This is a genomic window from Stenotrophomonas humi (genome assembly GCF_001431415.1).
Classification (GTDB): Bacteria; Pseudomonadota; Gammaproteobacteria; order Xanthomonadales; family Xanthomonadaceae; genus Stenotrophomonas; species Stenotrophomonas humi.
Genome location: NZ_LDJI01000031.1, coordinates 59,044 through 72,414, shown reverse-complemented (window position 1 = coordinate 72,414; position 13,371 = coordinate 59,044). Strand labels below are relative to the sequence as shown.

Annotated in this window: 11 protein-coding genes; 7 read left to right on the top strand and 4 right to left on the bottom strand. The window is 65.3% G+C overall.

Features of this window, described 5'->3' with window-relative positions; genetic code table 11:
- Positions 1 to 2: 2 nt before the first annotated feature.
- Entirely contained in the window at positions 3 to 3,365 is a 3,363-nt protein-coding gene (locus ABB26_RS16340; protein ID WP_057635793.1) for a TIM-barrel domain-containing protein, read from the bottom strand.
- A 130-nt stretch (positions 3,366 to 3,495) separates the two neighbouring features.
- Between ABB26_RS16340 and ABB26_RS19205 the strand changes: the two genes are divergently transcribed.
- The 7 genes from ABB26_RS19205 (at position 3,496) to ABB26_RS16310 (ending at position 10,922) form a co-directional block, all read left to right on the top strand.
- A complete protein-coding gene (locus tag ABB26_RS19205) occupies positions 3,496 to 3,636 on the top strand; it encodes a hypothetical protein (RefSeq protein WP_161809068.1) in 141 nt (46 codons plus the stop codon).
- 49 nt (positions 3,637 to 3,685) lie between these two features.
- Positions 3,686 to 4,837 (top strand): SIS domain-containing protein, encoded by a 1,152-nt coding sequence (locus tag ABB26_RS16335; protein ID WP_057635776.1) that lies wholly within the window; start codon positions 3,686 to 3,688, stop codon positions 4,835 to 4,837.
- Complete coding sequence (locus ABB26_RS16330) at positions 4,830 to 5,768, top strand: ROK family protein (RefSeq protein ID WP_057635775.1); 939 nt, start codon at positions 4,830 to 4,832, stop codon at positions 5,766 to 5,768. Before ABB26_RS16335 ends, ABB26_RS16330 begins: the two co-directional genes overlap by 8 nt.
- 16 nt (positions 5,769 to 5,784) lie before the next feature.
- On the top strand, positions 5,785 to 7,119 hold the full coding sequence (locus tag ABB26_RS16325) for a D-tagatose-bisphosphate aldolase, class II, non-catalytic subunit (RefSeq protein WP_057635792.1): 1,335 nt from the start codon (positions 5,785 to 5,787) through the stop codon (positions 7,117 to 7,119).
- Between the two features lie 39 nt (positions 7,120 to 7,158).
- Entirely contained in the window at positions 7,159 to 7,938 is a 780-nt protein-coding gene (locus ABB26_RS16320) for a DeoR family transcriptional regulator (protein ID WP_057635791.1), read from the top strand.
- Positions 7,935 to 9,059 carry an N-acetylglucosamine-6-phosphate deacetylase gene (gene nagA / locus ABB26_RS16315; protein ID WP_057635774.1) on the top strand — a complete coding sequence of 375 codons (1,125 nt, stop codon included), beginning with the start codon at positions 7,935 to 7,937 and terminating at the stop codon, positions 9,057 to 9,059. Before ABB26_RS16320 ends, nagA begins: the two co-directional genes overlap by 4 nt.
- A 63-nt stretch (positions 9,060 to 9,122) precedes the next feature.
- Positions 9,123 to 10,922 (top strand): MFS transporter, encoded by a 1,800-nt coding sequence (locus ABB26_RS16310; RefSeq protein ID WP_057635773.1) that lies wholly within the window; start codon positions 9,123 to 9,125, stop codon positions 10,920 to 10,922.
- A gap of 570 nt (positions 10,923 to 11,492) precedes the next feature.
- On the opposite strand, the gene rplS is transcribed toward ABB26_RS16310, so the two are convergent.
- The 3 genes from rplS to rimM form a co-directional block, all read right to left on the bottom strand.
- Positions 11,493 to 11,918: a 50S ribosomal protein L19 gene (gene rplS, locus ABB26_RS16305; protein WP_057635772.1), complete on the bottom strand. Its 426-nt coding sequence runs from the start codon at positions 11,916 to 11,918 to the stop codon at positions 11,493 to 11,495.
- Between the two features lie 136 nt (positions 11,919 to 12,054).
- Complete coding sequence (gene trmD, locus ABB26_RS16300; RefSeq protein WP_057635771.1) at positions 12,055 to 12,834, bottom strand: tRNA (guanosine(37)-N1)-methyltransferase TrmD; 780 nt, start codon at positions 12,832 to 12,834, stop codon at positions 12,055 to 12,057.
- A 5-nt stretch (positions 12,835 to 12,839) separates the two neighbouring features.
- Positions 12,840 to 13,355 carry a ribosome maturation factor RimM gene (gene rimM, locus ABB26_RS16295; protein ID WP_057635770.1) on the bottom strand — a complete coding sequence of 172 codons (516 nt, stop codon included), beginning with the start codon at positions 13,353 to 13,355 and terminating at the stop codon, positions 12,840 to 12,842.
- Positions 13,356 to 13,371 lie beyond the last annotated feature (16 nt).

The window sequence follows — 13,371 nt, the reverse complement described above, 5'->3', positions numbered from 1 at the left end:
GGTCATCGGGCGACGAATTCGGCGCTGTCGCCCTCCTCGCCGATCAGCACGGCGTTGGCCCAGTTGCCACAAACCTGGGAGGGTTGCTTGCCCTGCGCACCCAGCGTGCGCAGGCTCAGATGGGTTAGACCGCGAACATCCAGCTCCGGCTTGACCACGCCCGGGGCTTTCACCAGGCCGCTGTCATACAGCAGGCGGTCGTCACCCCATACCTGGAACTGCATGCCGCCAGCCTGGCGGCATTGGTCATCGATGCCCAGGTCAGCGCGCAGCAGCTTCCAATGTCCCTTCATGGTCAGATCAATGCGACTACTCGCGCCGACACCCAGTCCGCGACGGAACTGCAGGCCGTTCATGCGCATCGGCACATCGGCACTGAACGCACGATCGGCGTGGACCGATGCGGCCAGCGCGGCCGGCAGCGGCAGTTGGGAGAGGAACTGCTGCTGCGCCGGCCGCTCGGCCGCTTGCTGCTCAAGGATATGGAAAGTGGACAACGCAATCGGGCCAACATCACGCGGCTGCAATGCATCCACCGCACGCGCGGCATTGCCCTGCGCAGCGGTCACCATCGGATCGTTGGCCGCAGCACCGTCACCGTCCGGGTTCTGCACGCTGAGCACGCGGAAGCGCAGCAGGCGGCCAGCGTGTGCCGGGAAGTCGATGCGCTGCACGCCTTCCTTCAGCTGTAGATGGCCACGTGCAATCGGCTCACCCCACTCGCCGTTGCTGTCGCCCATGTAGATTTCATAGTCACGGACCTGGCCGTGCTTCCAGTGCTTGTCGTTGCGTGGCGCCAGTTCGATGCCGTCGATCAACTTGCGCTCGCCAAAGCCGACCACCCACTCGTGCGCACCGGTACGGATGGCTTGATTGCGCACACTGCGGAACCACGTCGATGGATCATCGTCGAAGGCGTTTTCCAGCGGATGGCCCGATTCTTCGGCAGGCCGGTTGACCACCAGCAGGCTGTCCGACGGCAGTGCGCGCCCCAGTTCCGGCGCGGCCGGGAACACGTCATCGGCCAATGCTGCGGCCACCGGGAAGTCCAGCTGCAGTTGCAGCGGCTGGCGGATGTCCTGCGTGGCAGTACGTACATGCAGCGTGCCCTGACGCTCGGTCGCATCGAAGTACCAACCTTCCGCCGCGCCCTGCAAGGCAGCAGCATCGGTCAGTTGCGTCAGGGCACGCCCATCCACCTGCACCGCGCGCGGCGCCTGTCGGTTCAACACACGCAGGCCGTAGCGCCGCTGTGGCAGCTGCCCTTGGTACTGGCCCTGCACCGCGTCGATGTGCACCTGCACTTGGCCGCTGCCCTGCGCCGGCGCCTGCACACGGACCTGCTGCGTGCTCGATTCGCCCTTCTGGTAACGGCGCGTGTTGCCGTCATCCTCATACAGCGTGTAGCTGGATTCACCCTGCGGATAAAGATCGAACGTCACTTCATCCAGCGGTTTTTCACCGTCGAACAGCATGCCCGGATACATCGGCACGATTGCGCCGGCGCGCACGAACACTGGAAGCGTCGCCAGTTCCACCTTGCGGTCCAACTGGCGGCCAGCCGCCGGTGCCTGCACATGACGGCCATCCCAGTAGTCGTACCAGCCGCCAGCCGGCAGATGGATATCGCGACGCCAGCCACGGCTCGCGGCTTGGCTGCGGTAGACCGGCGCAACGAGCAGGTCGCGGCCGAGCAGGAACTGGTACTTGTAGGTCTCATCCTGCGCGTGCGGATCCTGCGGGTAATCCCACATCAGTCCACGCACCGGCGGCGCGCCGCTCTGCGCGGCGTCATGCACCAGGCCGTACATGTACGGCGTCAGGCGCATCTTCAACTTGAGGTAATCGCGGTTGATCGAACGATAGGGTTCGTCGAACCACCACGGGTGCTTGCGCGCATTCGACGACCAGCCAGACATGCCCATCAGCACCGGCGTGAACGTTTTCCACTGCAGGTCGCGGGTGAAGGTTTCCGCGCTGCCGCCGAAGATCGCATCCACGTCGCCGCTGGCGTAGGCCATGCCGGACAAACCAGAACCCACCAGGGTCGGCACGTGCCAGCGGATGTAATCCCAGCTGCTGCTCTGGTCGCCGGTCCATGCCACCGCATAACGCTGGATGCCGGCCCAGCCCATCACCGTCCACAGGAACGGGCGTGAGTCGGAGTTGTCGAGGATGCCGTTGAACGCCTGTTGATTGGCGTCCATCGCGAACTGATACCCCTGACCGGTCCAGGCCACGTCCAGCTTCTGCACGCGGCTGCCGGCCTTGCCCACTTCCCAGGCGATCTTGTCGACGCCGTTCTCGGTCCACAAACCGGTTTTGAAGCCGTACTTGGCCAGCCCCTGCGCGGTTTCCGGCAACTGCTTGTAGCCGCAGCCATAGCCATCGTTGGGCAGGATCCAGCCGCCCGGCATGTCGTACTCGCGGTACTTCGCCGCGACGCTGTCGACCACATCCGGCGTGGTGCCGGTAGGGCCGTCGCTCCAGCCTTCCGGCACGCTGCCCGGCTTCTTGATGTTGTCGCCGTCGTTGTAGCAATCGGCATCGCCGTAGGACAGCGCCCAGCGCGCGACCATGTTCGGGCGGCCAGTCAGCTGCGTGTAGCGCTCCAACAGGCGCTGCAGATCGGGGCCGACGAAATAGTAGGCATCGAAGCGGTCTTCACGATGCAGCAACGTGGCCTGGTCCGGCTGGCGCAGGTCATAGCTGCCGTCGCTCCACGTATTGCGCAACATGCCCCAGCCGCGGGAACTGAGCAGCATCGGCGCCGGGCTCGGGCGGTCGCCCTCTTCCCAGCCACCGGAATACGACACCTCCAGCTCGCGGCCCTTGAACTGGAAGCGACCATTCTGCTGGCCGCCGCCGTAGAACGCTTCATCGGCCTGCGAGGACAACACCTGCACGCTTTGTTCGGCATCCAGATCCAGCGGCTGCAGTTCCTGCCACATCGGTACGCCGCGCTCACCGTCCAACCGCTCCAGGCGCAACTGCAGTGGCTGCCGCTGCACGTGCAGTACCAGCGACGGCGTACGCACGCGGATTTCGGCGGCGTCTTCTTCCAGCTGCGCCTGCACCGACTGTGCCGGTTGCGGCAGCACGATGGGCGCGGCCTTGTTGCCGGGGCCAGTGAGCTTGCCCTTGCGACCGGCCTGCACATGCACGATGTCGTTGGCCAGCACATCGATGCGCAGCGTGGTGCCGGCATCGGTGAGCAGCTCCCAACCGCGTACGCCGTCCTTGCCGTCACTGGAAGCCACCGAGCGCAGATTGCCCACCGGCTCGGCCCGGGCAGGCAAAGCCGGCAGCAACAGCGTCGATAGCAGGGCCAGCAGCAGCGGCGAACGACGATTGTGGTTATGCACTTTGTCCCCTGGCCCGTTCATCAGGCATTTCGAAATGCGGTTGCGGCCGACTCTAGGGCAGCAAATCGAAAGATGTCAACAAAATGAAAGCAAAAAGTAAGAAGGATTTCTTGCAATCGAAAGATGCTGCATGGCACCACTTTCCATTGCCCCGAAAATTGGCTATTCACCTGCTGCGAAAGGGTTTTACGAGAAACCTTTCGTTCGTGCCAGGGTTCACAGCAGGATAGAGGCTTCGCTCAATTTCTTTTCTTTTGCTTTCGATATTTGACATTCCGAAAGAAAACGAAGATGGTTCGCAGGCACAACAGGAACCAAGAATGGATCTCACTCTGCTTTCCGACCGGTCCAGCTGGCAGCAGCTGGGCGGCACCGATACCGCCACCGAAATCGCCCAGCAACCCCAGCTGTGGGAAACCCTGGCCAGCAACCTCGCCGACGACTGCACGCGCGTGCAGGCTTTTCTGGGCGAACGCCTGAATGATCCGCGGCAACGCGTGTTGTTCACCGGCGCCGGCAGCTCCGGCTTCATCGCCGAGATGGTGGCCGACACGATCAATGCGCAGTGGCCGGCCGAGGTGCGCGTCGTGCACACCACCAGCCTGCTTACGCACCCGGCGCTGTACCTGCAGCGCGACCGCCCGACCCTGCTGGTGTCGTTCGGCCGCAGCGGTTCCAGCCCGGAAAGCGTGGCAGCGGTGGAGCGCGTGCGCGCCGACGTGGACGACGCCCGCTTCCTCGACATCACCTGCAATGCCGACGGTGAGCTTGCACGCCGTGGCGCGGGTCGCGATGACACCTGCACGCTGCTGATGCCACCGGCCAGCTGTGACCGTGCCTTCGCCATGACCAGCAGCCTCACCTGCATGCTGCTGTCCGCACTTGCGGTGTTCGACCGCGCGCCGTGGGACGAACGCCTTGCACGTCTGCAGCAGGTTGCAGCGCTGGCACGCACCGGCATCGGCCAGTGGGATGCTGCCGTGGCGGCACTGGCGCGCGAACCTTTCAGCCGCGTGATCTATCTGGGCAGCGGCCCGCATGAAGCGCTGGCACGCGAAGCCGCGTTGAAGGTGCTGGAGCTCACCGCCGGGCGCGTGCTGGCCATCGCCAACACCCCGCTGGGTTTCCGCCATGGGCCCAAGTCCACGCTCAACAGCCAGACCCTGGTCATCGTATTCCGCAGCGTGCAGCCGCTGGCGCGCCGTTACGAACAGGACCTGCTCGAAGAACTGCGCAGCGATGGCGTGGCAGGCAAGGTGCTGTCGATCGGCCCGCAGTCGGACATCGGCGCCGACGACTACACCCTGCCGGTACCGGCCATCGAAGACAGCTGGCTGGCGCCGGTGTGGCTGACGTTCGCGCAGTTGTATGCGCTGCAGCGCTCGGCCTCGATGGGCCTGACCCCGGACAACCCGTTCCCCGACGGCACCGTCAACCGTGTCGTCAAAGGCGTGACCATCCACCATGACTGAGCCCACGCCACACGCCTGTTACGGCATCGACATCGGCGGCACCAAGATTGAACTGGTGGCCTGCGATGCCGCATTGCAGGTGACGTGGCGCAAGCGCATCGCCACGCCGCAGGGTGACTACACCGCATTCCTGCAGGCGGTGGAGGAACTGGTTGCAAGCGCCGATGCCGAACGCGGCAACGCTGCCGCATCCATCGGCATCGCCCTGCCCGGCGTGCGCGACCGCCGCAGTGGGCGCCAGCTCAGCGCCAACGTTCCGGCGCTCACCGGCCAGTGCGTGGCGCAGGATCTACAGGCACGCCTGCAACGCCCCCTGCGCTTCGGCAACGACCTGCAGTGCTTTGCCTTGTCCGAAGCACACGGCGGTGCGGCCGATGGCTATGCCAGCATGTTCGGCGCCATCCTCGGCACCGGCGCGGGCGGCGGCTACTGCGTACAGGGCCGGCTGATCAGCGGCTTCAACGGCCTGGCCGGTGAATGGGGCCACTGGAGCGTGCCGGCCAATCTGCTGCAACGCCATGGCCTGCCGTTGCTCGACTGCGGCTGTGGCCTGCGTGGTTGCGTGGAGCGCTATGTCTCCGGCAGCGGTGTGTCGATGATCGAACGCCACCTCGGCGGTCACGCCAACAATGCCAGCGATGTCATCGCCCTGGCCGAGGCCGGTGATGCGCGCGCACGACAAGCCCTGGACATCCACCGCGATCTGCTCGGCCACAGCTTCGCCGCATTGATCCTGGCACTGGACCCGCATGTGATCGTGCTCGGCGGCGGTCTGTCGCAGTACGCACCGCTGTACCAGCAGTTGCCGGCTGCCATTGCCACCCATCTATTTGCAGGCGTGGAAGTACCGCCCATCGTGCCGCCGCGTTTCGGTGATGCCGGTGGCGCACGCGGTGCCGCCCTGCTTGCCTGCCAACCCGCTTTTTCCTGACTTCCGGGAGTTCGTCATGTCCTCGCTGCAATCCCTGCTCACCGCCCATCGCCTCGGCCAGAATGTCGGCCTGTACAGCGTCTGCTGCAGCAACGAGCAGGTGCTGCGCGCCGCCATGCAGGTCGCCGCGCGCTACGGCACGGTGCTGCTGATCGAGGCCACGTCCAACCAGGTGGATCAGTTCGGCGGCTACACCGGCATGACGCCGCCGCAGTACCGCGACTATGTGCAGACGCTGGCCGACGAAGAAGGCTTCCCGCACGAACGGCTGATCCTGGGCGGCGACCATCTCGGCCCCAATGCCTGGCAGAAGCAGCCCGCCGCCGAGGCGATGGCCAATGCACGCGTGCTGATCGAAGCCTATGTCGCTGCCGGCTTCAACAAGATCCATCTGGACTGCAGCATGTCCTGCGCCGACGACCCGACGCCGTTGCCCGACGCCATCGTCGCCGCACGCTCGGCGGAATTGGCTGTCATCGCCGAGCGCACCGCCGCCGCCCACAACCTCCCGCTGCCGCTGTATGTGATCGGCACCGAAGTGCCGATTCCCGGTGGCGAGGCATCGCTCGAAGGCGGCCTGGCCGTCACCACGCCGGCTGCCGCCGCGCAGACGCTGGCCATCCATCAGCAGGCGTTCGATACCCCGGACCTGCGCGATGCATGGCAGCGCGTGATCGCCATGGTGGTGCAGCCCGGCGTGGACTTCGACCACAGCAGCGTGCACGACTACGACGCAGCAGCGGCATCCACGCTGGCCGACTTCCTGGAGCAGCAACCGCGCATCGTGTTTGAAGCGCACTCCACCGACTACCAGCGCGAATCCGGCCTGCACGCGTTGGTGCGCGATCACTTCGCCATTCTCAAGGTCGGCCCGGCAGCGACCTTCGCCTACCGCGAAGCACTGTTCGCACTGGCCGCGATCGAAGCGGAACTGTTGCCGGCAGCGCAGTGCTCGCAGCTGCCGCAGGTGCTTGAGCAAGTGATGACCGCGCAGCCGAAGTACTGGCAGGCGCACTATCACGGCGACGACGCCACGCTGCGCCTGCTGCGTTCCTACGCCTTCAGCGACCGCTGCCGTTACTACTGGGGCGAGCCGGCACTGCTGCAGGCCGTGCAGACTTTGTTCGCCAATCTCGAACAGCACGCACCGCCGCTGGTACTGCTCAGCCAGTACCTGCCCGAGCAGTTCCGCGCGGTGCGCGCCGGCCAACTGGTCAATACGCCGGCGGCGCTGGTACAGCACCATATCGGCCTGTGTCTGGGCGAGTACGCGCGGGCCTGCAGCGCCAACCTCGCAGGCGCTCGCAAACAAAACGAAAGCTCACAAGCTTCCGTTCTTGCGAACGGTTAATCTCCTCTTTCATTCCACAGAGAGAGAGAAGAGATGGCCATGCGCAATACACGCTCCCGCCGCCAGCAGATCCTGCAGCTCCTGATCGAACAGGGCACGGTGCAGGTCGCCGAGCTGGTCGAACGGTTTGGCGTGTCGGCAGTGACCATCCGTACCGATCTGGGCCAGATCGAAATCCAGGGCCTTGCCACCCGCACCCACGGCGGTGCGACCCTGGTACGGATGCCACCGCTGGAGCAGGACATCCATGAAAAGGACGCGCTGAACCTGTCGCTGAAGGAATCCATCGGCATGCGCGCCGCGCTGCAGGTGCATGCCGGCGAAAACATCATCATCGACTCCGGCTCCACCACCATGACCCTGGCCCGCCATCTGCACGGGCACCGCGATGTCACGGTGATGACCAACGGCCTCAACATCGCCTGGGAGCTGGCCAATGCTCCCGGCGTCAACGTGCTGCTGACCGGCGGCCTGCTGCGCAAGCAGTCGCTGTCGCTGCAGGGCAGCCAGGCCGAAGCCAGCCTCACCTCCTACAGTTTCGACACCCTGTTCCTCGGCGTGGATGGGCTGGACCTGCAGTTCGGCCTCACCACCCACGACGAAGGCGAAGCCCGTCTCAACCACCGCATGGTCGAGCGCGCACGGCGCATCGTGGTGCTGACCGACGCCTCCAAGTTCGGCCGGGTCAGCCTGCACCGCATCGCCCGCCTGGACCAGATCCACGCCATCATCACCGACCCCGGCATCGATGCTGCCACCCGCGAGGGCCTGCAGCAGCAGGGGATCGAGGTGATCATCGCCGAGCCGCCACCGCCATGACCGACACCCGCTCCCTGCACGGCCGCATCCTCACTCCGCTGGGGTGGCGTCGCGGCCATGTTCACTTCGACCAGCACATCCAATCACTGGACGTCGAAGACCACGCCGGCGATGCCACCCAGCTGCCGGTGATCCTGCCCGGCTTCATCGACCTGCATGTGCACGGCGGTGCCGGCGTTGATCTGATGCAGGGGGGCGAGGTCGCCCGCACCATCGCCCGCACCCACGCCCGCCACGGCACCACCACGCTGCTTGGCACCACCATGACCGCCGCGTTCGAGGAAATCGAAAACGCACTGCGCGGCCTGGCCCAGGTGATCACCACACCGGATGCGGACGCCGCGCAGATCATCGGCGTGCACCTGGAAGGCCCCTTCATCAGCCCGCAACGGCTTGGCGCACAACCACCACGCACACTGGAAGCGACGTTGGAATCGGTGCAGCACCTGCATGCCCTGGCACCGATCAAGGTGCTGACCATCGCCCCGGAAATCGGCCAGCATGCCGCGCTGATTCCGGCACTGGCAGCGATGGGCATCCGCGTGCAGGTCGGTCACAGCGCCGGTACCTACGAAGATGGCGTGGCCGCGCTGCAGGCGGGTGCCAGCGGCTTTACCCACCTGTTCAACGGCATGACCGGGGTCGATCACCGTACTCCCGGCATCGCCGCCGCCGCGTTGGCGCATGCGCAGTACGCAGAACTGATTCCCGACCTGCAGCACGTGCATCCCGGCGTGATCCGCATGGCGGTACGCGCCATTCCGCGTCTGTACGCCGTCACCGATGCCACCGCCGCCACCGGTATGCCCGACGGCGAATACGCGCTGGGCGAACAACGTGTGCACAAATGCCTGGGCTGCGTGCGCCTGTCCAGCGGCTCGCTGGCCGGCAGCGCGCTGACCATGGATCAGGCGCTGCGCAATCTGGTCGACGTCGGACTGGAACTGGCTGACGCATCGCATCGTGTTTCCACCTTCCCCGCCGATTACCTCGGGCTGGAAGACCGTGGCCGCATCGCCCCGGGGCTGCGCGCGGACCTGGTGGTGCTGAGTCCCGACCTGCAGCTGCAACAGGTGTGGATCAACGGCCATCCGGTCGATCTGCACGCACCGCATCGCTGATCCCGCACGCGCTTCACCCACGCGCCTTCCTGCTGCACCCGCGCTTCATTCTGGAACGAGCCGATGACCGACTCTGCCTTCGCCACGCCTGCCGCCGATGCCGCTCCCCGCTGGCCGGTCCGCTACCTGCTTTTCATCGCCGGCCTCGGTGGCCTGCTGTACGGCATCGACATCGGCATCATCGCCGGCGCCCTGCCCTACCTCGAAGCCACCGCCAGCCATGCCTGGCAGTTGAGCAGCCAGCAACTTGGCTTCGTGGTCGCGGCGGTGCTGCTGGGCAGCGTGTTGTCGTCGCTGTTCGCGGGCCTGATCGCCGACCTCATCGGCCGGCGCGGCGCGATGCTGCTGGCTGGCGTGCTGTTTACCGCCAGCATCCCGGTCATGGCGCTGGCTTCGGGCTACACACCGCTGCTGCTCGGGCGCCTGCTGCAGGGCATCAGCGGCGGACTGATCGGCGTCGTGGTGCCACTGTATCTGGCCGAAGTGCTTGCACCCGAACGTCGCGGCCGTGGCGCTGCGATGTTCCAGCTGCTGTTGACCATCGGCCTGGTGCTGGCCGCACTGATCGGCCTGTACCACGCGCATGCAGTGGATGCCGCCGCCGACACCGTGCGCAACATGCCATTGGTGCAACAGGCGCAGGAACTGTTCGCGGTCAAGGACCATGCATGGCGCACCATCTTCTGGAGCTGCCTGCTGCCGGGTGTGATGTTCTGCGTGGGCGTGCTGTGGTTGTCCGAATCACCGCGCTGGCTGGTGCAGCGCGGCCGCATCGATGCCGCCCGACAGAGTCTGCAGCGCACGCTGCCGGCAACGCAGGTGGAAAGCACGTTGCAGCAGATCCAGGCACCAGTCGCCGCGCAGGCCGATGGCAAGCGTGACCGTTTGTTCAGCCGCCGCTACATGGTGCCGTTCCTGCTGGCCTGCGTGATCCTGGCCTGCACCCAGGCCACCGGCATCAACTCGATCCTGGCTTACGCGGTCAACATCCTCAACCAGGCCGGCCTGCCAGGCTCCGCCGCCAACAGCGCCGACGTCGCCATCAAGCTGCTCAATGCATTGATGACCGTCGCCGCGTTGCTGCTGGTGGACCGCAAGGGTCGCAAGTTCCTGTTGATGCTCGGCAGCGGCGGCATCTGTCTGGCCCTGCTCGCCCCGGCAATGTTGTTCTTCAAGGCCGAACAAGGCCGCGCGGACGTGCAGCCACTGCTGCAGCATGCCGTGCTTGATGATCGCCTGCAGCTGGATCTGGACGCCGCCCAATGGCAGCGACTGGCCGGTGCGCGCATGCACGGCCAACAGCCGCTGCAGCTGACGCTTTCCTATTCCTATGGTGGCTTCAGCGACGTGCGTTCGCTGCGCAGCGACAACGCCAGTGATCATCAGTTGAACCTCCAGCGCGACGCCACCGTGCGAGCTGACAGTGTCATCGGCAGCTTCTTCCGCCGCCTGCACCTGAATCCCTTCCCGGATCCGGCCGTGGCGGCGGATGCGCCACTGAAAATCGAACAGGCCTGGATCGGCCCGGTGCCGACGCCCGCACATGGCTGGGCAGTCGCTGCGTGCATCCTGGTGTTCGTCGCGTTCTTCGCCGTCGGCCCCGGTGTCTGCGTGTGGCTGGCCCTGTCCGAACTGATGCCCAACCGCATCCGCTCCAATGGCATGAGCATTGCGCTGTTGATCAACCAGTTCGTCTCCACCACGATCGCCGCCGTGTTCCTGCCCACCGTCGGCCATTACGGCTACGCCAGCATGTTCCTGTTCTGGGCCGGCTGTACTTTCGTGTTCTTCCTGGTCGCAGCGTTCTGGATGCCGGAGACCAAGGGCAAGACGCTGGAACAGATCGAAGCGCATTTCCGCTGAGCGGTTAGAAGCACGCCCTCATCCGCCCCTCTGGGGCACCTTCCCCCGCGCGCGGGAGAAGGGATGCAAGAGCAGTTGGCTGCTTGCGGCGCGATTCCGGCGCAGAGCCCCGGGCCGGGCGACGTCAGTGCACAGAAATGCCCGACACCCCCTTCTCCCGCAAGCGGGAGAAGGTGCCCCGAAGGGACGGATGAGGGGAAGGTGCAAAGCACCGCAGCTCTGGTCTTTCAAACTCCCAGAATCACCATGCTCCAAACGCAAACAGCCGCCCAAAGGCGGCCAAACTGATCGCGGGAAGCATCCTGCGCGAACCCCAGATCATTCATGCGCGCAGAGAAGCCGAATCCAGCCCGTCCCCTGCCTACGGGGTAACGGGCATGCGACTTACAAGTCAGGGCCCCGTACATTACTGAACACCGCGCACGCTGTGCCTGGCCGGCGGGCGGCCCCAAGGAAGCGATGGGGAAGCGGCCCAAAACACTGCAGCCCTCGCCCTCCAACCCCCAAACGCAAAACGGCCGCCCGGAGGCGGCCGTTCTTTGCAGACAGGCAAGAAGCCTGTCGGCGGGCTTACTCGGCAGCAGCAGCGTTTGCTGCGGCCTTGGCGGCCAGACGAGCAGCCTTGGCCTGCTGAGCAGCGGCCAGATCTTCCTTGATGCGAGCAGCCTTGCCTTCCAGGCCACGCAGGTAGTACAGCTTACCGGCGCGAACCTTACCGCGGCGCTTCACTTCAACCGAGTCGATCACGGCGCTGTGGGTCTGGAAAACGCGCTCGACGCCGTAGCCGTGCGAGATCTTGCGCACGGTGAAAGCGGAGTTCAGGCCGGCATTCTTGGTGCCGATCACGACGCCTTCATATGCCTGCAGACGCTCGCGGCTGCCTTCCTTCACCTTCACATTCACCACGACGATGTCGCCCTGGCTGAACTTCGGCAGTTCGCGGGTGACCTGGGCGGATTCAAACTCCGCGACGATGGACTTGTTCAGCTTGCTCATTGGATTACACCGATTTGTTCGGGTGGGCGTGTCATTCGACAGCGGAATCTCATGCAGTCACCGAATTGCGCTGCACGTTTATTGTTTTGTTTCCAACGCCAACCACAAAGGGCTGACGGGAACTCGCAATTCTAGCCTATTGATCGCCCTTGGCGCCAGTAGCTGCTTGATCAGCCTCAGCCAGCGCTTCGCGGGCTTCCGCCAGCAGCTTGCGGTCGGCCTTGCCCAACCCCGCCTCATCCAGCAGGTCAGGCCGGCGCAGCGCGGTGCGCAGCAGGGATTGCTGGCGGCGCCAGCGCGCGATCGCGGCGTGATTGCCCGACCGCAGTACATCCGGCACGTCCCCCAGCGCGTGGCTGGATGGCTGGCTGTAATGCGGGCAATCCAGCAGGCCGTCACCCTCGAAGCTGTCCTGAACCGCGGATTCAGCATCGTTCAGGGCCCCCTCCTGCAAGCGGGTAACCGCATCGATGATCACCGCCGCGCCCAGCTCGCCCCCGGACAGGACGTAATCCCCCAGGGAAATCTCTTCGTCCACCTCGGACGCCAGGAAGCGCTCATCCACGCCTTCATAGCGGCCGCACAGCAGGATCATCCGTGGCAACGCGGCCAGTTCCCGGACCTTGGCCTGGGTCAACGGCCGCCCCTGCGGGCTCAGATAGATCAGCGGCGCCGGCTGCGGATCGGCCGCACGCGCGGCGGCCAGCGCGGCGCGCAACGGCTCGATCAGCATCACCATGCCGGGACCACCGCCGAACGGACGGTCATCCACCCGCCGGTAGTTGCCCTCGGCGAAATCACGCGGGTTCCAGCCATGCAGCTCCAGCAGACCCCGCTCCTGCGCGCGGCCAACCACGCCCAGCGCAGCAGACTGGGCGAGGAATTCCGGAAATAGACTGATGACGTCGACGCGCACCGGGTTTAGAACTCCGGATCCCAATCGACCACGATCAGATTGGCGTCGAAATCGACCGACTTGACGAAGTCGCCCATCACGAACGGCACCATGCGCTCGCGGTCACCCCGCACCACCAGCACATCGTTGGAGCCGGTACTGAACAGGTGCGAAGCCTGGCCAAGCTTCACGCCGTCCACGGTCTGCACGTCCAAGCCTTCAAGATCGACCCAGTAGTACTCATCGGGATTCGGCGGCGGCAGCGCGCTGCGGGCGATGTAGATCTCGGTGCCGCGCATCGACTCGACCACATCGCGGTCGGTCACGTCCGGAAACGTGGCCACCAGATGCTTGCCCGAATCGCGGCCACGCACGCCCGAAATCTCGGATTCCTGCCCTGCGGGAGTGCGCAGAATCCAAGGTTGGTATTTGAAAATGGCGGAACGCGGCTCGGTCCAGGACTCGAGCTTGAGTTCGCCGCGCACACCAAAAGCGCCGGCAACCCTGCCAAGCAGGATCCGGCGCTCGGAATCTTTCTTCATATCGGAAACCGTCGGG

Coding starts and splice junctions, on each gene's coding strand:
- ABB26_RS16335 (WP_057635776.1), top strand. CDS start 3,686: ATGGATCTCACTCTGCTTTCCGACCGGTCCAGCTGGCAGCAGCTGGGC.
- ABB26_RS16330 (WP_057635775.1), top strand. CDS start 4,830: ATGACTGAGCCCACGCCACACGCCTGTTACGGCATCGACATCGGCGGC.
- rplS (WP_057635772.1), bottom strand. CDS start 11,918: ATGAGCAAGCTGAACAAGTCCATCGTCGCGGAGTTTGAATCCGCCCAG.
- ABB26_RS16320 (WP_057635791.1), top strand. CDS start 7,159: ATGCGCAATACACGCTCCCGCCGCCAGCAGATCCTGCAGCTCCTGATC.
- ABB26_RS16325 (WP_057635792.1), top strand. CDS start 5,785: ATGTCCTCGCTGCAATCCCTGCTCACCGCCCATCGCCTCGGCCAGAAT.
- ABB26_RS16310 (WP_057635773.1), top strand. CDS start 9,123: ATGACCGACTCTGCCTTCGCCACGCCTGCCGCCGATGCCGCTCCCCGC.
- rimM (WP_057635770.1), bottom strand. CDS start 13,355: ATGAAGAAAGATTCCGAGCGCCGGATCCTGCTTGGCAGGGTTGCCGGC.
- nagA (WP_057635774.1), top strand. CDS start 7,935: ATGACCGACACCCGCTCCCTGCACGGCCGCATCCTCACTCCGCTGGGG.
- ABB26_RS19205 (WP_161809068.1), top strand. CDS start 3,496: ATGGCACCACTTTCCATTGCCCCGAAAATTGGCTATTCACCTGCTGCG.